The sequence below is a fragment of the Streptomyces sp. NBRC 110028 genome (assembly GCF_001417735.1).
Classification (GTDB): Bacteria; Actinomycetota; Actinomycetes; order Streptomycetales; family Streptomycetaceae; genus Streptomyces.
Map to the genome: position 1 here is coordinate 644,873 of NZ_BBUZ01000022.1, position 18,733 is coordinate 663,605.

Consider the following 18,733-nt stretch of genomic DNA (forward strand, 5'->3'; position numbering starts at 1 on the left):
GAATTGTTGACCTTCGTCCTTCCGGACGAATTCCTGTGGCCCAAACCTATTGATCTTCGCTGGTGCAGGCGAATTCCCATTCCGGCGCCCTGTTTTGATCGTGTGACGCTACCTACAATCCGTCCACATCTTGAGCTCAGGACGCCTGAGCGTGGCGGCTCTTCTGCGGTCGCAGAACTGCTGCGCGCCCATGTGCCAAACGTCAAGGAGGACGAATGGCGGGGCCTCTCACCCCTCATCAGCTGGACCTCACCACGACCCTGGCCGCCGCAGAACTGACCGACGAAAATCGTGTGATCGTGATGGTGATCGTCGCGGTCGCGGTCGCGGCGCTCGCGGTCGCCGTGGTGCTGGTACGACAAGTACTCGCGGCCGGCGAGGGCACGGACAGTATGAAGAAGATCGCCGAGGCCGTTCAGGAAGGCGCGAATGCCTATCTGGCCCGGCAGCTGCGCACGCTCGGCGGATTCGCCGTCGTCGTGTTCTTCCTGCTCATGTTGTTGCCGGCGGATGACTGGCCACAGCGCATCGGGCGGTCGGTGTTCTTTCTGATCGGCGCGGGATTCTCGGCGGCCACCGGCTATATCGGCATGTGGCTCGCGGTGCGCAGCAATGTGCGCGTCGCCGCCGCGGCCCGGGAAGCCACCCCCGAGGCCCCCACCACCCCGGTCAACGGGGATTCCGGGTCGTCCGCTCCGGGGAAGCCGAACGTGGATCTGACGGCGGTCTCGCACAAGGCAATGAAGATCGCTTTCCGTACGGGCGGCGTGGTCGGCATGTTCACTGTGGGGCTCGGCCTGCTGGGCGCCTCCTGCGTGGTGCTCGTGTACGCGGCCGACGCGCCCAAGGTGCTGGAGGGCTTCGGTCTCGGCGCCGCGCTGATCGCGATGTTCATGAGGGTCGGCGGCGGCATCTTCACCAAGGCCGCCGACGTCGGTGCCGACCTGGTCGGCAAGGTCGAGCAGGGAATTCCCGAGGACGACCCGCGCAATGCCGCGACCATCGCGGACAACGTGGGCGACAACGTCGGCGACTGCGCGGGCATGGCCGCCGACCTGTTCGAGTCGTACGCCGTGACCCTGGTCGCCGCGCTGATCCTCGGCAAGGCGGCCTTCGGCGACGCGGGCCTCGCCTTCCCCCTGCTCGTCCCGGCCATCGGTGTGATCACCGCCATGATCGGGATCTTCGCCGTGGCGCCGCGCCGCTCCGACCGCAGCGGGATGTCGGCCATCAACCGCGGCTTCTTCATCTCCGCGCTGATCTCGATGGCGCTGGTGGCGACCGTCGTCTTCACCTATCTGCCGTCCAGCTACGGCGACCTCGACGGCGTCACCAATCGCGAGATCCTCGGCCACAGCGGTGACCCGCGGGTGCTCGCGCTGGTCGCCGTCGCCATCGGCATCGTGCTCGCCGCGCTCATCCAGCAGCTCACGGGCTACTTCACCGAGACCAGCCGGCGCCCCGTGCGGGACATCGGCAAGACCTCGCTGACCGGCCCGGCCACCGTGGTGCTCTCCGGTATCTCGGTGGGCCTGGAGTCCGCCGTCTACTCGGCGGTGCTGATCGGGCTCAGCGTCTACGGCGCGTTCCTGCTCGGCGGCACTTCGATCATGCTGGCGCTGTTCGCGGTCGCGCTCGCCGGGACCGGTCTGCTCACCACCGTCGGCGTCATCGTCGCGATGGACACCTTCGGGCCGGTCTCCGACAACGCGCAGGGCATCGCCGAGATGTCCGGCGATGTCGAGGGCGCGGGCGCCCAGGTGCTCACCGACCTCGACGCGGTCGGCAACACCACCAAGGCGATCACCAAGGGTATCGCCATCGCGACGGCGGTGCTCGCCGCGGCGGCGCTGTTCGGCTCGTACCGTGACGCCATCGCGGAGGCGGTCTCCGATGTGCACACCTCCGTGGCCGGGCAGATGAACCTCAGCCTGGACATCTCGCAGCCCAACAACCTGGTCGGTCTCGTCCTCGGCGCCGCCGTCGTCTTCCTCTTCTCGGGGCTGGCGATCAACGCGGTGTCGCGGTCGGCCGGCGCGGTGGTCTTCGAGGTGCGGCGGCAGTTCCGGGAGAAGCCCGGGATCATGAACTACAGCGAGAAGCCGGAATACGGGCGTGTCGTCGACATCTGCACCAAGGACGCGCTGCGCGAGCTGGCCACCCCCGGCCTGCTGGCGGTCCTGGCGCCGATCGCCGTCGGCTTCGCCTTCGGGGTCGGCGCGCTCGGCTCGTTCCTGGCCGGGGCGATCGGCACCGGCACCCTGATGGCGGTCTTCCTGGCGAATTCCGGAGGCGCCTGGGACAACGCGAAGAAGCTGGTGGAGGACGGGCACCACGGCGGCAAGGGCAGCGAGGCCCATGCCGCGACGGTGATCGGCGACACGGTCGGCGACCCGTTCAAGGACACCGCCGGTCCCGCGATCAACCCGCTGCTGAAGGTCATGAACCTGGTGGCGCTGCTGATCGCCCCGGCGGTCGTGAAGTTCAGTTTCGGCGACAACGCGAGCCCGGGGCTCCGGGCGGGGATCGCCGCGCTGGCCTTCGCGATCATCGTCGGTGCCGTCTACGTCTCCAAGCGGCGGGGAATCGCCGTGGGTGACGAAGGCAACTCCGAACGCGTCGCGAAGTCGGCCGACGCGGCGGTGGTGTCCTGACCCGGTAACCGGCCCGGGAGCGATCAGGGGGCCGTACGAGCCCCCGCGGCATGCGGGCGGACGGTGTGCGACGGCATGCCGTCCGCCCGCAGCCGTGCCCGCCTTTCCGCCCGTTGGCGCGATGGGCACGATGAGGCGGATGGCACACCGAGCTTGGTTCAAATGGCTTCAAAAGTATCCATACAGGATGCTCGGCAGAAGGTCCGAGCGGCTCGGACGTGTATGTTCCGGGGCCGAGAGCCATGGAAGGGACCAATCCGGTGAACAAGAAGCTTGTGGCACTGTCCGGCGGTGCGGCACTCGTACTGGCGCTGAGCGGCTGCGGCGGCGGCGATGAGGGTGACAAGAAGGTCAACGCCTGGGCCAAGTCGGTATGTGACCAGGTGCAGCCGCAGCTGAAGAAGATTCAGGGTGCCAACGCCTCCATCCAGGCCGCGTCCGACGAGCAGGACTCCAAGAAGCTCCAGCAGACGGACTCCAAGGCGTTCCAGCAGATCTCCGAGTCCTACGCGGCGCTCGCCAAGGCGGTGCAGAAGGCGGGCGCCCCGCCCGTCGACAAGGGCGAGCAGACCCAGAAGCAGGCCGTGAAGGAGCTGAACGCCACCTCCAAGGCGTACAACGACCTCAAGACGACCGTCGACAAGCTGGAGACCTCGGACAAGTCCAAGTTCGCCGAAGGCCTCAAGGGTGTCGCCGACGAGCTCGACAAGCTCAGCAAATCGGGTGACCAGGCCCTGAAGCAGCTCCAGGAGGGCAAGGTCGGCACCGCGATGGCGAAGCAGCCCGGCTGCCAGAAGCCGAAGACCGGCGCCACCAGCGCCACGTAGGGGGCGCCACCAGCGTCACGTAGGGCGCGAAGGTCCGCCCGCACGCCCCTGTTGTCGAGTTGCCGAGTTATCCCCACAGGGTGGCTTGTCCACAGGCCTCCGCCCGTCGTCGCCGACGGCCGGCTGTTGCCCCGACAATGGGGGCGTGAGTACGCACCAGCCCTCGTCCCGCCTCCCGATCGCCGACCCCGAGCGCACCGCCCGCCTCCGCGAAGCGCTGCTGGCCGCCTCGTTCACCGCTGACGGCCTGCTGGATCTGCTCGGCGCGTCCGCTTACGCCGCCCTGGCCCGCGGTGAGACCGTCCCCGCCCTGCGCGCGTCCCGGGGTGGCAGCCCGCTGGAGATCCTGGTGCGGCTCTTCCTGCTGCAGCGCCCGGTGCCCCACGAACCGGCGGCCGCCGCCCTGCCGGTGGCGGACTGCCTCACCGACGGCTGGCTTGTGCGGGACGGCTCCGAGGTGCGCGCGAGCGTCGACGTGCGCCCCTACGGCGGCCCCGAGGGCCAGGACTGGTGGATCGTCTCCGACCTGGGCTGCGCGGTCGGCGGTGCCGGAGGCATCGGCGGGCCCGGCGGCGCCCGCGGGGCCGCGGAACGCTCCCGGCTCGTCCTCGGGGTCGGCGGCGCGTCCACCACGCTGGCCGGTCTCACCATCCGTACGCCCGTCAAGCGGGCTCTCGACCTCGGCACCGGCTCCGGCATCCAGGCGCTGCACGCGAGCCGGCACGCCGCCCACGTCACCGCCACCGACCCCAATCCGCGCGCCCTGGACATGGCCCGGCTCACCCTCGCCCTGTCCGGGGCGCCGGAGCCGGATCTGCGCGAGGGGTCGCTCTTCGAGCCGGTCGGCGGCGAGATGTACGACCTGATCGTGTCGAACCCGCCGTTCGTGATCTCGCCCCGCTCCGCGGAGGGCGACCGGCTGGTCTACCGGGACGGCGGCATGGGCGGGGACGATCTGTGCCGCACCCTCGTCCAGCAGTCGGCCGGTCATCTGGGCGACGGCGGCTGGTGCCAGCTGCTCGCCAACTGGAGCCATGTCCGGGGGGAGGACTGGCGCGAGCGGCTGGCCGCCTGGGTGCCGCCCGGCTGCGACGCCTGGATCGTGCAGCGCGAGGTGCAGGACGTCGCGCAGTACGCCGAGCTGTGGCTGCGGGACGCGGGCGAGCATCTCGCCGGGCCCGAGGCGTACGCGGCGCGCTACGACGCCTGGCTGGACGAATTCGAGGCGCGCGGGACCACGGCCGTCGGATTCGGCTGGATCACCCTGCGCAAGTCCGGCGCCGACCGGCCGTCGGTGACGGTGGAGGAGTGGCCGCATCCGGTCGAGCAGCCGCTGGGGGAGGCCGTGGCGGCCCACTTCGACCGGCAGGACTTCCTGCGCGCGCACGACGACGCCGCGCTGCTGACGGCCCGCTTCCGGCTCGCCGACGAGGTCGTCCAGGAGCAGGTCGGGCTGCCCGGCGCGGAGGACCCCGAGCATGTGGTGCTCCGGCAGAACCGGGGCATGCGGCGCGCGACCAAGGTCGACACGGTGAGCGCGGGTTTCGCGGGGGTGTGCGACGGCACGCTGAGCGCCGGCCGGATCCTGGACGCGATCGCCCAGCTGCTCGGGGAGGACCCGGTGGTGCTGCGCGACCGCACCCCGCAGTCCATCCGGCTCCTGGTGGAGCAGGGTTTTCTGCAGCCGGTGGCCGACGAGGTGCCGTAGGCCCGTACCGGCGCGTAGCGCGCGCCGGGCGTACGCCGGGGGAGCGGTCGCGCGCCCCCTTTGCCCCCGCATGGCGGGAAGCCGCCGCCGGGGACGTGAACACGGCCGGAAAGGGCGGTCGCGCGCCGTTCACCCGGGGTTCGTGCGTACGCCTCCGGCGCGTGTCACGCTCCGGCTCATGGAGAGCGGACCTGCGATCTTCGCCGGAGCGGCATTCGTGTTGTTCGGTACGGCCCTGCTGCTGTGGACAGCGGTGCGGCTGAAGCTGCGCGCGCCGGTCGCCGACGGTGTGAGTCCCGTCGCTTCCGCGGCCCTCTCCCTTCTCTTCGCCGCCGCCTCTCTGGGCGGCGGGATCTGGTGCCTGGGTTACGCCTGACAGGGCGCCTTCCGCGAGGCTTGTGCCGGTCCGGGCGGCAGACAGGACGCTTGTCGGGTTACCGTTCGAGTGGCGTTGCGGGCTTTTTCCGTTTGACACGGGGGCGGGATGTACCGTCACACTCCGCAGCGTCACCGTAGAGGGGCCGTGTACGCGTTACCCGCGCTGCATCGCCCGTTCACCGAGCGTCGACCGGAGAGAAGAGCGAAGTTGTCCCCGACCACCAGCGAGACCGCACAGGGCGGCCGCCGACTCGTCATCGTCGAGTCGCCTGCCAAGGCGAAGACGATCAAGGGCTACCTGGGCCCGGGCTACGTGGTCGAGGCGAGCGTCGGGCACATCCGGGACCTGCCGAACGGTGCGGCCGAGGTTCCCGACAAGTACACCGGCGAGGTGCGCCGGCTCGGCGTGGACGTCGATCATGACTTCCAGCCCGTCTACGTGGTGAACGCGGACAAGAAGAGCCAGGTCAAGAAGCTCAAGGAGCTGCTCGCCGAGTCCGACGAACTCTTCCTCGCCACCGATGAGGACCGGGAGGGCGAGGCCATCGCCTGGCACCTCCAGGAGGTCCTCAAGCCCAAGGTTCCGGTCCGCCGGATGGTCTTCCACGAGATCACCAAGGACGCGATCCGCGAGGCCGTCGCCAATCCGCGCGAGCTGAACAAGCGCCTGGTCGACGCCCAGGAAACCCGCCGCATCCTGGATCGCCTCTATGGCTACGAGGTCTCGCCGGTCCTGTGGAAGAAGGTCATGCGGGGGCTCTCCGCGGGCCGAGTCCAGTCGGTGGCCACCCGTCTCGTCGTCGAGCGCGAGCGCGACCGCATCGCCTTCCGCTCCGCCGAGTACTGGGACCTGACCGGCACCTTCTCCACCGGCCGGGCCGGTGACGTCAGCGATCCGGGCACCTTCGGCGCCCGGCTGTCCGCCGTGGACGGCCGCCGGGTCGCCCAGGGCCGTGACTTCACCTCGCTGGGGCAGCTCAAGAACGGGCAGCGCGAAGCCTCGATTGAGGGCGGTGGTGGGCGACGGGAGGGCGGCGCGAACATTCTGCACCTGGACGAGGCGGACGCCCGCGCCCTGGCCGCCGCCCTCGCGGACACCGCCTTCACGGTGCGGTCCGTCGAGTCCAAGCCGTACCGCCGCTCGCCGTACGCCCCGTTCCGTACGACGACGCTGCAGCAGGAGGCCAGCCGCAAGCTCGGTTTCGGCGCCAAGGCCACCATGCAGGTCGCGCAGAAGCTGTATGAGAACGGCTACATCACCTATATGCGCACCGACTCCACCATCCTCTCCGACACGGCGGTGGCGGCGGCCCGGGCGCAGGTCACACAGCTGTACGGCGCCGACTACCTGCCGGACAAGCCGCGGTCGTACGCCGGGAAGGTGAAGAACGCGCAGGAGGCGCACGAGGCCATCCGCCCCTCGGGTGATCGTTTCCGCACCCCGGCGGAGACCGGTCTGACCGGCGACCAGTTCCGGCTGTACGAGCTGATCTGGAAGCGGACCGTCGCCTCCCAGATGAAGGACGCGGTCGGCAACTCCGTCACCGTCAAGATCGGTGGCCGGGCGAGCGACGGCCGGGACGCGGAATTCTCCGCCTCCGGTAAGACGATCACCTTCCACGGCTTCATGAAGGCCTACGTGGAGGGCGCCGACGACCCGAACGCCGAGCTGGACGACCGCGAGCGCCGGCTCCCGCAGGTCGCCGAGGGCGACGGGCTCGCCGCGGAGGAGATCACCGCCGACGGCCACGCCACCAAGCCTCCGGCCCGCTACACCGAGGCGTCGCTGGTCAAGGAGCTGGAAGAGCGCGAGATCGGCCGTCCGTCCACGTACGCCACGATCCTCGGCACCATCCTCGACCGCGGCTATGTGTTCAAGAAGGGCACCGCTCTGGTGCCGTCCTTCCTGAGCTTCGCCGTGGTCAACCTGCTGGAGAAGCACTTCGGCCGGCTGGTCGACTACGACTTCACCGCGAAGATGGAGGACGACCTCGACCGCATCGCGCGCGGCGAGGCCCAGGCCGTGCCGTGGCTCAAGCGGTTCTACTTCGGCGAGGGCGCGGAGGGCGTCGAGGCTGGTGACGTCGTCGAGGGCGCCGCGGCCGAGGCCGGGAACGGCGACGGTGATCACCTCGGCGGCCTGAAGGAGCTGGTCACCGACCTGGGCGCGATCGACGCCCGGGAGATCTCGTCCTTCCCCGTGGGCGACGGGATCATGCTGCGCGTCGGCCGCTACGGCCCGTACGTCGAGCGCCCGTCCCAGACCGAGGGCGAGACCGGGCACCGCGCCGACGTCCCGGACGACCTGCCGCCGGACGAGCTGACCGTGGCGTACGCGGAGGAGCTGCTCGCCAAGCCGAGCGGCGACTTCGAGCTGGGCACCGACCCGGAGACCGGGCGCCCGATCGTCGCCAAGGACGGCCGCTACGGCCCGTACGTCACCGAGGTGCTGCCCGACGACACCCCGAAGACCGGCAAGAACGCGGTCAAGCCGCGCACCGCATCGCTCTTCAAGTCGATGTCCCTGGACACGGTGACCCTCGCGGACGCGCTCAAGCTGATGTCGCTGCCGCGCGTGGTCGGCACGGACTCCGAGGGCACCGAGATCACCGCGCAGAACGGCCGCTACGGCCCGTATCTGAAGAAGGGCACCGACTCGCGCTCGCTGGAGAGCGAGGAGCAGCTCTTCACCATCACCGTCGACGAGGCGCTGGCGATCTACGCGCAGCCCAAGCAGCGAGGCCGGGCCGCGGCCAAGCCGCCGCTGAAGGAGCTGGGCACCGACCCGGTCAGCGAGAAGCCGGTCGTGGTCAAGGACGGCCGCTTCGGCCCGTACGTCACGGACGGCGAGACCAACGCGACGCTGCGCCGGGACGACGACGTCGAGACGATCACGCCCGAGCGCGGCTACGAGCTGCTGGCGGAGAAGCGCGCCAAGGGCCCGGCCAAGAAGACCGCCAAGAAGGCGGCGGCGAAGAAGACCACGGCCAAGAAGACGCCGGCGAAGAAGACCACCGCGAAGAAGACGGCCGCCACGAAGACCGCGGCCACGAAGACCGCGGCGAAGAAGACCGCGGCCAAGAAGACGGCCGCGAAGAAGACCACCGCGGCCAAGAAGACCGCGGCCAAGGCGGAGTAACCGCCCGGTTCGTCCCCACGTCATCCGCGTCCCCCCGCCCGTTTGTTCGGCCGGGGGGACGTGCATTCATGTGATCCGGATAGGCTGGCGGGATGACGCGAGAGCAGCCTTCGGACGTGACCCCCACTTCCGGCGCCCTTGCCGCGGACTCCCGCGAGCGTGCCGTCCGAGCCCTCCTGCGCTATCCGCCGCTACGCCGGCTCTGGAGCGCCCAACTCGTCAGCGGTGCCGCGGACGGGCTGGCCGTGCTGGTGCTCGTCCTGCTGTCGCTGCAGGCCGCGGTGTCCGCGGGCTCGTTCGGCGGGGGCTATCGCGGAGCGGCGCTGGCGGTCGCGGCCGTTCTGGGCGTGCGGCTCCTCGCGACGCTGCTGTTCGGGGCGGTGTTCCTCGGCCCGCTCTCCGCGCTCATCGGCCCGTCCGGTCCGCTGGACCGCCGCTGGACCATGATCGGCGCGGATGGGCTGCGGCTCGTCCTGCTGCTCATCGCGCCGCTGTGGATCGACTGGACGCCCGACGACGCCGTCGCCTGGCTGCTCATCACCACCTTCGTCGTGGGCGTCGCCGAGCGCGTCTGGACCATCGCCAAGGACGACGCGGCCCCCGCGCTGCTCCCCGCGCCGCCCGTCGAGGGCGCCGCGGTGCGCCCGCTGCCCGACCACATGGACGCGCTGCGCCGCCTCTCGCTGCGGACGAACTTCCTCAGCGTGCCGCTGGCCGCCGCCGGGCTGCTGGTTGTCATGCTCATCGGCAGGCTGCTGGGGACGGGCGTCAGCTGGTTCCACGAACATCAGGCGGCGCTCGGCTCGTACGTCGGTGCCGGCCTGTTCGCCGCGTCCATCTCGGTCCTCTACTTCGTGGAACTGCCCGGCGCGCAGACGCCCCGTACGCGCTCCCCGCTCGAAGGGCTGCGCCGTCCGCGCTCCGTCTCCGGCACCGGTGCCGACAAGGGCCGTACCGGCGCCGCACCGCTGCTGATCCTGGCCTGCGCCGGAGTGGCGGCCGCCATCGCCGCGGCCGTCGGCGTCGCCGCGCTGCAGGCCGTCGACCTCGGCGGCGGCCCGGTCGGCTTCTCGCTGCTCGTGCTGGTGCTCAGCGGTGGCCCGGCGATGGGCATCCGCTGGGCGCCCAAGGTCCTCCCGGGGCTCTCGCGGCGGCGGCTGCTCGCCCTGTCGGTCGCGCTGACCGGTCTCGCGCTGCTCGCCGCGGGTCTGGTGCACGACGCGACGACCGTCCTGATGATCGCGCTGCTCGCCGGTCTGTCGGCCGGAGTCGCGGCGAACACCGGCCACTCCCTCCTGGACCAGGAGCTGGAGGAGGCCCGTCGGCCCCGGATGACCGAGCACCTGCACGCCGTCGTCCGCGTCGCCGTCGGACTCGGCGCCGTCGTCGCCCCGCTGCTCGCCGCCGTGATCGGGCCGCACCGGCTCGGCAGCGGCGACTTCGTGTTCGCCCACGGCGGCGCCGCCTTCACGCTCATGCTCGTCGGCGCGCTGCTGCTGCCCATCGCGGCGCTGGTCCTCGGCCGCACCGACGACCGGCAGGGCGTGCCGCTGCGGCGCGATCTGCGCGAGGCGCTGCTGCGCGGCGGAGGCGCGGAGGAGGCCCCGGCCGCGACCGGCTTCTTCATCGCCGTCGAGGGCGGTGACGGAGCGGGCAAGTCCACGCAGGTCGAGGCGCTGGCCGAATGGGTCAGGGCCAAGGGCCACGAGGTGGTCGTGACCCGCGAGCCGGGCGCGACCGCCATCGGCAAGCGGCTGCGCTCGATCCTGCTCGACGTCTCGTCCGCGGGCATCTCGCACCGCGCGGAGGCACTGCTGTACGCGGCGGATCGCGCCGAACACGTCGACTCGGTGGTCCGTCCGGCCCTGGAGCGCGGCGCGGTCGTCATCTCCGACCGCTACATCGACTCCTCCGTCGCCTACCAGGGCGCGGGCCGCGACCTCGCCGCGACCGAGATCGCCCGCATCTCCCGCTGGGCGACGAACGGCCTGGTGCCGCATCTGACGGTGCTGCTCGACATCTCCCCGGAGACCGCGCGCGAACGCTTCACCGAGGCCCCGGACCGGCTGGAGTCCGAGCCCGCCGAGTTCCACCAGCGGGTGCGCTCCGGATTCCTCGCCCTCGCCGCCGCCGACCCGGCCCGCTACCTGGTCGTGGACGCCGGGCAGCTGCCGGAGGCGGTCACCTCCGTCGTACGCCACCGCCTGGACCAGATGCTGCCGCTGTCGGAGGCGGAGGTGAAGGCCCAGGAGGAGGCCCGCAAGGCGGCGGAGGAAGAGGCGCGCCGCCGGGCCGAGGAAGAGGCCGCCCGCAAGGCGGAGGAGGAGCGGCTGGAGCGCGAGCGCCAGGAGGCGCTGGCCAAGGCGCGCGCCGAGGAGGAGGAGCGCAAGCGCCGCGAGCTGGAGGAGGCGCGGCAGCGCGAGGCCGAGCGGCAGGCGGAGGAGGCCCGGAAGCGGGCCGAGGACGCGCGCCGCCGGGCCGAGGAGGACCGCAAGCGCATCGAGGCCGAGGACCGCGCCCGCGCCGCCGAGCAGGAGCGGCTCCGCCGCAAGGCGGAGGCGCAGGCCCTGGAGCGGGCCGAGGCGGCGGCGCGCCGCCAGGAGGAGCAGCGCAAGGCGGAGGAGGCGCTGCTGCGGGCGGAGCAGGCGCGGATGGCGTCGGACGCCCCGACCGTGGAGACCGAGCTCCCGAGGTCGGCCGGTACGGCGGGCGAAGCTACTGGCGATACGGCGGCTGATGCGTCCCCGGATGGGGCCGAGACGGCCCGGACGCCGCGCTTCGACCCGCGGACCGCCCGCGATCCCCGCGCGCGTGACGCGGACGCCGACGAGACGGCCGTGCTCCCGCCGGTGCGTCCCCGGCAGGATCCGGACGCCGAGGAGACCAGGGTCCTTCCCCAGCCGCAGGAGCCCTCCGCGGCCGATGAGACGGCTGTCCTGCCGCCGGTACGGGAGGAGCGGTCCGCCGATCCGGCCGACCGGGTTCCGCCGTGGATGTTCCGCAAGGAGGAGCGGGGGCAGGACCAGGGCCAGGCGCAGGAGAACGACCGTACGCGCGAGCTGCCGCAGTTCGACCAGGACCAGCACCAGGGCCAGCACCAGGATCAGCCGCCACGTCGGCGCCCGCGCCCCGAGTGGGCGGAGGAGACCCCGCTGGACGACCTGCCGACGCTCGCCGACGAACTCCTCGGCGACCGGGAGCGCGACCGTGACGACGAGGGCGGCGGCGGTCGGCGCCGCCGCTGACCGCCTCGCGGCGTTGTCGGTGGGGTGCCCCACAATGGGACGCGTCGGGCACGAACGGAGGCAGTCATGGCGGTGTGGGACGACCTGGTCGGGCAGGACCGCGTAGCGGCCCAGCTGACCGCTGCCGCGCGTGACGCGGACGCGCTGGTCACGGCCGGTGCGTCGGCCGAGCCCGCCTCCGAGCCCATGGCGTCGTCGAAGATGACGCACGCCTGGTTGTTCACCGGACCGCCCGGTTCCGGCCGGGCCACCGCCGCCCGCGCCTTCGCCGCCGCGCTGCAGTGCGTGAGCCCCGACCGGGCGCTCGGCAGCGTCCCCGGCTGCGGTTTCTGCGACGGCTGCCACACCGCCCTGGTCGGTACGCACGCCGATGTGGAGGTGGTGCGGACGGACATGCTCACCATCGGCGTCAAGGAGACCCGCGAGCTCGTCCGCCGCGCCCAGCTCTCGCCCGCGGGCGGCCGGTGGCAGGTGATCGTCATGGAGGACGCCGACCGGCTCACCGAGGGCGCGGGAAACGTGCTGCTGAAGGCCGTTGAGGAGCCCGCGCCGCGCACCGTGTGGCTGCTGTGCGCCCCCTCTCTGGAGGACGTGCTGCCCACCATCCGCTCCCGCTGCCGCCTCCTCACCCTCCGTACGCCCCCGGTGGACGCCGTCGCGGACATCCTCGTCCGCCGCGACGGAATCGACCCCGAGCTGGCCGCCTCCGCCGCCCGCGCCACCCAGGGGCACATCGGCCGTGCCCGGCGGCTGGCCACCGACGAGCGGGCCCGGACCCGCCGCAAGGCGGTGCTGAAGCTCCCGCTGCGCATCGACGATGTGGGCGGCTGCCTGAAGGGGGCGCAGGAGCTGGTCGACGCGGCGGCCGAGGACGCCAAGCAGGTCGCGGAGGAGGTCGACGCCAAGGAGACCGAGGAGCTGCGTGCCGCGCTCGGCGCCGCCGCCGGTACGGGCGGGCGGCTGCCGCGCGGCACGGCCGGGGCCATGAAGGACCTCCAGGACCGCCAGAAGCGCCGCGCGACGCGCACCCAGCGCGACACCCTCGACCTGGCCCTGACGGAGCTGACGGGCTTCTACCGGGATGTGCTGGCCCTCCAGCTCGGCTCCCAGGTCGCGCTCGCCAACACCGACGTCCGGGACGCCCTGGAGCGGGTCGCGGCCGGTTCGAAGCCGGAGCGGACGCTGCGCAGGATCGAGGCGGTCTCGGCCTGCCGCGAGGCGCTGGACCGCAATGTGGCGCCGCTGCTGGCGGTGGAGGCGATGACCATGGCGCTGCGCGCGGGCTGAGCCCGGGGGCCCGTCCCGGGTCGCGGGCCGGTTTCCTCATCCGTACGAGTGAGCCGGTCGGCGCATGGAGCGTAGTCGGGCGGATACCCTCCGTATCGCTGGTGGCTCCTCGCCAGCGCCCGCGACCCGAGGGATCCGCCGATGGCCACCAGCCGCAGCAGCACGCTCACCACCATCGGCGTCGCCGTCGCGGGCGCCGCCCTGCTGTTCTCCGGCTGCACCGCCGGAGCCTCGGCGCCGCGCGCCGCGTCCATGCCGACGGCCGTCCCCAGCGCCCTCAAGCCGTACTACGGCCAGTCCCTGAGCTGGCACAAGTGCCCCGGCGGCGCGGGCTTCGACTGCGCCACGCTGAAGGCCCCGCTCGACTACGCCAAGCCCGGTACCGGCCGCGACCTCAAGCTGGAGGTCTCCCGGAAGAAGGCGGCCCGCCCCGCCCGCCGCATCGGCTCGCTCCTGGTCAACCCCGGCGGCCCGGGCGGCTCCGCGATCGGCTATCTGCAGACCTTCGCGGCGATCGGCTATCCGGCGGCGGTCCGCGCGCGGTACGACCTGGTCGCGATGGACCCGCGCGGCGTGGCCGGCAGCGAACCCGTCACCTGCCTGAACGACCGGCAGATGGACGCTTTCACCCGGACCGACCAGACCCCGGACGACTCCGCCGAGACCCGTCGGCTCGTCGCCGCGTACAAGACGTTCGCGCGCGGCTGCGCGGCCCGCTCCGGCCGCGTCCTCCGTCATGTCTCGACCGTCGAGGCGGCGCGCGACATGGACCTGCTGCGCGCCGCCCTCGGCGACCGCGAACTCGCCTACGTCGGCGCCTCCTACGGCACCTTCCTCGGCGCCACCTACGCCGACCTCTACCCCGCCCGCGTCGGCCGCCTCGTCCTCGACGGCGCCCTCGACCCCACGCTGACCTCCCGGCGCATGAACCGCGACCAGACCGCCGGCTTCGAAACCGCCTTCACCGCCTTCGCCCGGGACTGTCTCCGCCGCTCCGGCTGCCCCCTCGGCACCGGCACCGTGGGATCCGCCCGCAAGGGGCTCGGCGCCCTCTTCCGTCGCATCGACACCCATCCCGTCCCCACCGGCGGCTCCCGGACGCTGACCGAATCCCTCGCCACCATCGGCGTGATCACCGCGATGTACGACGAGGGCGCCTGGCCCCAGCTGCGCACCGCCCTCCGCGCGGCCCGGCGCGGCGACGGCGAGGGCCTGCTGAACCTCGCCGACCTCTACTACGAGCGCGACACCGACGGCCGTTACGCCAACCTCATGTACGCCAACCCGGCGGTCAACTGCCTCGACCTCCCGCCCGCGTTCCGCACCCCCGCCGAGGTCCGCGCCGCCCTCCCCGACTTCGAGAAGGCATCCCCCGTCTTCGGCACGTCGCTGGCCTGGTCCGCCCTGAACTGCGGCTACTGGCCCGTCCCCCCGACCGGCCGCCCCCACTCCCTCCGGGCCGAGGGCGCCGCCCCCATCGTCGTCGTCGGCACCACCCGCGACCCCGCCACCCCGTACCGCTGGGCCCGCGCCCTCGCCTCCCAGCTCACCTCCGCCACCCTCCTCACGTACGACGGCGACGGCCACACGGCCTACGCGCGTGGCAGCCGCTGCGTCGACACCGCGATCAACACCTACCTCCTCACCGGCCGACCCCCCGCCCCCGCCCACCGCCGCTGCGCCTGACCTCCCCGTCCGCCGCCCCGGAACCCCGTACGGAGCACCCTCCGGGACTGTGTAGACTTGGCGAAGCTGCTGCTGCCGATCAGGCGACACCAGCATGCCGCCTTAGCTCAGTCGGCCAGAGCGACGCACTCGTAATGCGTAGGTCAAGGGTTCGATTCCCTTAGGCGGCTCATCAGAAGCCCAGGTCACCTCGTGTGGCCTGGGTTTTTTGCTGGGCGTCCCGTGTACGCGCCAGAAGGATCCGCCGCCTCCGGCCCCGGCCCCGGCCGCTGGAGCGGCGGGCGCGTCCGTTGGCGGCGAGGGGGCTGCCCCTCGATCCGGCCTTGGCCGCTTTCACGACAGGCAGGGTGATCACCACCAGGGGCGCGGCGATCACCACCACGTTGAACTGGGGACCCGTTCAGCCCTCATGTCCCCAGCCGGTCTCCGTCGTGGACGAGTTGGGGAGGGCCGGTGGTCGGCCGTGGGGCGGGGGCTTCGCGGAGGGGGCCAACGGGTCAAGCGCCCAGGTCGGTTGGGGATCGGTTTGCCCGGGTCTGCCACGGCGCCGTCGTCGGCGCTCGAAGAAAAAGGCATGGAGGTGTGAATGGTGGGTAGGCGGCTCCTCGTTCAGCTGCAACAAGCCGATGGCAGGGAGGGCGTCGTGAACGGCACGGCAACCGTGGACTCGTCGGAGCTGATGGCAGGGGAGGCTGAGCAGACGTGCGCGGTAGTCGGGCTGCCGGCCGTGGCGGATCCGACCAAGGTGACGCCACAGGACGCTCGTGCGCTGACCAAGGTCTTCCTTGACCGGCTGACGGAATTGGAAGAGGGGACGCACGACTACCAGTACGTGCGCAACACCCTGATCGAGCTCAACCTTTCGCTGGTGCGGTATGCCGCCCGGCGGTTCCGTAATCGCTCGGTGGAGATGGAGGACGTCGTCCAGGTCGGGACGATCGGGCTGATCAAGGCGATCGACCGGTTCGACCTGACCCGCGAGGTGGAGTTCACGACCTTCGCCGTTCCGTACATCGTCGGTGAGATCAAGCGGTTCTTCCGTGACACGAGCTGGGCGGTGCACGTGCCGCGCCGGCTGCAGGAGTTGCGGATCGATCTGGCCAAGGCGAACGAGGAGCTGTTCCAGCGGCTGGACCGGTCGCCGACGACGACCGAGTTGGCCGAGCATCTGAACCTGAGCGAGGAGGAGGTCCTCGACGGGCTGGTGGCCAGCAATGGTTACAGCACCTCGTCGCTGGACGCGCCCGCCGACCCCGAGACCGGAACGACCCGCGTCACCACCTACGCGGACCGGATCGGTGAGGTCGACCCCGCGATGGAGGTCGTGGAGAACCTGCACGCTCTCAAGCCGTTGATGGAGCAGCTGGGGGAGCGCGACCGGCGCATCCTCCAGATGCGGTTCGGCGAGGAGATGACCCAGTCCGAGATCGGTGCCGAGCTGGGTGTGTCCCAGATGCATGTGTCGCGGCTGCTCACGAAGGCGCTGACGCGGCTGCGGCGTGGTCTGCTGGCCGACTGACCGGCCTGGGCGCTGGGCGCCGACTGAAGCCGACTGATCAGGGCCGAGCCGTTCGCGGCTCGGCCCCGGCGCATGTCCGCCCTGGTTTTTCAGCAGCGTACGAGCAGGAACCTACGAGCAGGAACCTACGAGCAGGAACGTACGAGCAGGAACGTACGAGTGGGGCCCGACCGGGAATCCGGTCGGGCCCCACTCTTTCCTTATGGCCGTGCTACCAGCGGTACCAGCGGCCTCGGCGGCCGCCCGTCGTGGGACGGATGATGAATCCGAGGAGCCAGACAGCTAGAACGATCACGGCGATCCACCACAGTGCCTTCAGGGCGAACCCGGCACCGAAGAGAAGGAGCGCGAGAAGCAGTACCACGAGAAGGGGGACCATGATTATCAACCTCCGACGCTTCGAGTACCCCTCCGCCAAGGGCACACGCCTGATCATTTCGGTCAGTTGTCGAACACCGTCTCGAGGCGCAGCCTGGAGGTGTACAGCGCGGCCAGGGCCGCCAGGGCGGAGGGTGATGGTCATGATTCAGCCGGCTGATATCCGTGAGTGGCGCGACCGCGATGTCGTGGACGACGAAGGGCGCAAGATCGGCGCGCTGGAGTCGGTCTATGTGTCCACGGCCACCGACGAGCCACAGATGGCGACGGTCCGAACCGGGATGCCCACCCGGCACCGTCTGGTTTTCGTCCCCGTGGACGACGCGATCGTGGGACCGGGCTACGTCAAGGTGTCGTACGCGCGGGCGCTGGTGAAGAAGGCCCCGTCGCTCGGTGTGGACGATGTGCTGCCCGCCGAGGAGGAGGGCGCGATCTTCCAGTACTACGGCAAGGCGTACCAGGCGGGCGCGGGCGGTCAGCGGCGGCTCGCCCGCCGTTGACGGTTGGCCCGATGGGCCGGGGAGGTGTCGCGCGGTGGCTCTCTTCCTCTTCTTCGTGATCGTGGCGATAGTGCTCGGGCTCATCGGCACGGTGGTGCACGGGCTGGGATACCTGCTGGTCATCGGGGTGGCGGTGTTCGTGGCCGATGTGATCTTCCTGGCCGTGCACTGGTCGCGGCGGGCGCGGCGGCGGCCGCTGCGATGAGGACCGGGCGATGAGGACCGGGCGATGAGGACCGGGCGATGAGGACCGGGTCATGACGGTGGGGTGGCCTGCCGTGCCGTTCGGCGGCCATGCGTTCCCGTACGCCCCCGGCACCCTGCGGGCCTCCGGCGATCCGGCGGCGGCCGACCGGCGGGTGCTGGAGCACTACCTGCTGTGGAAGAGCCATTTCGTACGGTCCTGGAGCGATGGCTCGTGCGCGGTGTACGCCCCCGACGCGGCGTATCCGTACGTCGCCGAGGCGCAGGGGTACGGCATGGTGATCAGCGCGCTGATGGCGGGCGCCGACCCCGACGCGCGGGATGTCTTCGACGGAATCCTGCGGTATGTCCTCGACCATCCGTCCGCCGGTCATCCCGATCTGCACGCCGCCCAGCAGGACGATGCGGGACGGGACGTCGGAGGGGCGAATTCCGCGACCGACGGTGACCTGGACATCGCGTACGGGCTGCTGCTCGCGGACCGGCAGTGGGGTGGCGATTACCTGGCGCGGGCGATACGGCGGATCGACGCCGTCCGGGAGACCGGACTGCCCGCGGCGGGCGGGCCGATCAAGCTGGGCGACTGGTCATCGGGCCACTTCGACGAGGTCTCCCGCACCTCGGACTGGATGCCCGGCCACTTCAGGGCGTTCCGGGCGGCGACGGGGGACCCTCGGTGGGGCGAGGCGCTGGACGCGCATCTGTCGCTGGCGGGGGCGCTGCAGCGGCAGTACGCGCCGGACACCGGGCTGCTGCCGGACTTCGTGGTGGATACGAGGACCGATCCGAAGCCCGCGCCGGGGCAGGTGCTGGAGAGCGCGCACGACGGTGACCACCACTGGAACGCCTGCCGTGTCCCCTGGCGGATCGGGGTGGACGCGGTCGTGAGCGGCGACGCCCGGGCGCGGGCGGTGGCCGGGCGGATGGGGCGGTGGATGCGTGCGGCGACGCACGGCGATCCGGGCCGCGTCCGGTGCGGGTACCGGCTGGACGGCGCGGCGTACGGGGAGGGCGCGGCGGGGGCGTTCGTCGCCCCGTTCGGGGTGGCCGCGATGGTGGGTGGCGGCGGGCAGGAGTGGCTGGACGCGCTGTGGGAGTGGATGGCGGCGTCGCCGCCGGTACCGGGCCGGTACTACTCGGCGAGCGTGCAGCTTCAGGCGATGCTGGTGGTCAGCAACAACTGGTGGCCGCCGTAGCGGTTGTCCCGG

At 71.7% G+C, this 18,733-nt stretch carries 13 protein-coding genes and 1 tRNA gene; 13 read left to right on the forward strand and 1 reads right to left on the reverse strand.

Annotated elements, in window-relative coordinates; all coding sequences use genetic code 11:
- Nucleotides 1-215 precede the first annotated feature (215 nt).
- The 10 genes from ASC60_RS03055 to ASC60_RS03100 all read left to right on the forward strand — a co-directional run bounded on the left by ASC60_RS03055 (nt 216) and on the right by ASC60_RS03100 (nt 16,443).
- Nucleotides 216-2,654 (forward strand): sodium-translocating pyrophosphatase, encoded by a 2,439-nt coding sequence (locus tag ASC60_RS03055; protein WP_055546355.1) that lies wholly within the window; start codon nt 216-218, stop codon nt 2,652-2,654.
- 260 nt (nt 2,655-2,914) lie between these two features.
- Nucleotides 2,915-3,481 (forward strand): hypothetical protein, encoded by a 567-nt coding sequence (locus ASC60_RS03060; protein WP_055546357.1) that lies wholly within the window; start codon nt 2,915-2,917, stop codon nt 3,479-3,481.
- 145 nt (nt 3,482-3,626) lie between these two features.
- Nucleotides 3,627-5,189 (forward strand): class I SAM-dependent methyltransferase, encoded by a 1,563-nt coding sequence (locus ASC60_RS03065; protein WP_055546359.1) that lies wholly within the window; start codon nt 3,627-3,629, stop codon nt 5,187-5,189.
- 178 nt (nt 5,190-5,367) lie between these two features.
- Nucleotides 5,368-5,565 (forward strand): hypothetical protein, encoded by a 198-nt coding sequence (locus ASC60_RS03070; protein ID WP_055547163.1) that lies wholly within the window; start codon nt 5,368-5,370, stop codon nt 5,563-5,565.
- Between the two features lie 210 nt (nt 5,566-5,775).
- Nucleotides 5,776-8,706: a type I DNA topoisomerase gene (gene topA / locus ASC60_RS03075; RefSeq protein ID WP_055546361.1), complete on the forward strand. Its 2,931-nt coding sequence runs from the start codon at nt 5,776-5,778 to the stop codon at nt 8,704-8,706.
- Between the two features lie 92 nt (nt 8,707-8,798).
- Entirely contained in the window at nt 8,799-11,951 is a 3,153-nt protein-coding gene (tmk, locus tag ASC60_RS03080) for a dTMP kinase (protein WP_055546363.1), read from the forward strand.
- Between the two features lie 66 nt (nt 11,952-12,017).
- On the forward strand, nt 12,018-13,238 hold the full coding sequence (locus ASC60_RS03085; RefSeq protein ID WP_055546365.1) for a DNA polymerase III subunit delta': 1,221 nt from the start codon (nt 12,018-12,020) through the stop codon (nt 13,236-13,238).
- A gap of 141 nt (nt 13,239-13,379) precedes the next feature.
- Nucleotides 13,380-14,924: an alpha/beta hydrolase gene (locus ASC60_RS03090; RefSeq protein WP_055546367.1), complete on the forward strand. Its 1,545-nt coding sequence runs from the start codon at nt 13,380-13,382 to the stop codon at nt 14,922-14,924.
- Nucleotides 14,925-15,020: 96 nt separating this feature from the next.
- Nucleotides 15,021-15,094, forward strand: a tRNA-Thr gene (locus tag ASC60_RS03095).
- 509 nt (nt 15,095-15,603) lie between these two features.
- Nucleotides 15,604-16,443: an RNA polymerase sigma factor SigF gene (locus ASC60_RS03100; protein ID WP_055547165.1), complete on the forward strand. Its 840-nt coding sequence runs from the start codon at nt 15,604-15,606 to the stop codon at nt 16,441-16,443.
- Nucleotides 16,444-16,654: 211 nt separating this feature from the next.
- Here ASC60_RS03100 and ASC60_RS42585 read toward each other — a convergent pair whose 3' ends face one another.
- The gene (locus ASC60_RS42585; RefSeq protein WP_055547167.1) at nt 16,655-16,822 is read right to left on the reverse strand and encodes a hypothetical protein; all 168 of its coding nucleotides are present in this window, start codon (nt 16,820-16,822) and stop codon (nt 16,655-16,657) included.
- 142 nt (nt 16,823-16,964) lie between these two features.
- Between ASC60_RS42585 and ASC60_RS03110 the strand changes: the two genes are divergently transcribed.
- From ASC60_RS03110 to ASC60_RS03115, 3 genes are read left to right on the forward strand one after another with little or no spacing between them, the layout of a single operon-like run.
- Entirely contained in the window at nt 16,965-17,321 is a 357-nt protein-coding gene (locus ASC60_RS03110; RefSeq protein ID WP_055547169.1) for a PRC-barrel domain-containing protein, read from the forward strand.
- 34 nt (nt 17,322-17,355) lie between these two features.
- Entirely contained in the window at nt 17,356-17,526 is a 171-nt protein-coding gene (locus ASC60_RS42025; RefSeq protein ID WP_199830850.1) for a hypothetical protein, read from the forward strand.
- Between the two features lie 52 nt (nt 17,527-17,578).
- On the forward strand, nt 17,579-18,721 hold the full coding sequence (locus ASC60_RS03115) for a glycosyl hydrolase family 8 (protein ID WP_055546369.1): 1,143 nt from the start codon (nt 17,579-17,581) through the stop codon (nt 18,719-18,721).
- Nucleotides 18,722-18,733: the final 12 nt, after the last annotated feature.

Excerpts from the sequence above, each read along its gene's own strand:
- ASC60_RS03115 (WP_055546369.1), top strand. The coding sequence starts at position 17,579 with ATGACGGTGGGGTGGCCTGCCGTGCCGTTCGGCGGCCATGCGTTCCCG.
- ASC60_RS03085 (WP_055546365.1), top strand. The coding sequence starts at position 12,018 with ATGGCGGTGTGGGACGACCTGGTCGGGCAGGACCGCGTAGCGGCCCAG.
- ASC60_RS03055 (WP_055546355.1), top strand. The coding sequence starts at position 216 with ATGGCGGGGCCTCTCACCCCTCATCAGCTGGACCTCACCACGACCCTG.
- ASC60_RS03070 (WP_055547163.1), top strand. The coding sequence starts at position 5,368 with ATGGAGAGCGGACCTGCGATCTTCGCCGGAGCGGCATTCGTGTTGTTC.
- ASC60_RS42585 (WP_055547167.1), bottom strand. The coding sequence starts at position 16,822 with ATGGTCCCCCTTCTCGTGGTACTGCTTCTCGCGCTCCTTCTCTTCGGT.
- ASC60_RS03100 (WP_055547165.1), top strand. The coding sequence starts at position 15,604 with ATGGCAGGGGAGGCTGAGCAGACGTGCGCGGTAGTCGGGCTGCCGGCC.
- ASC60_RS03110 (WP_055547169.1), top strand. The coding sequence starts at position 16,965 with ATGATTCAGCCGGCTGATATCCGTGAGTGGCGCGACCGCGATGTCGTG.
- ASC60_RS03090 (WP_055546367.1), top strand. The coding sequence starts at position 13,380 with ATGGCCACCAGCCGCAGCAGCACGCTCACCACCATCGGCGTCGCCGTC.
- tmk (WP_055546363.1), top strand. The coding sequence starts at position 8,799 with ATGACGCGAGAGCAGCCTTCGGACGTGACCCCCACTTCCGGCGCCCTT.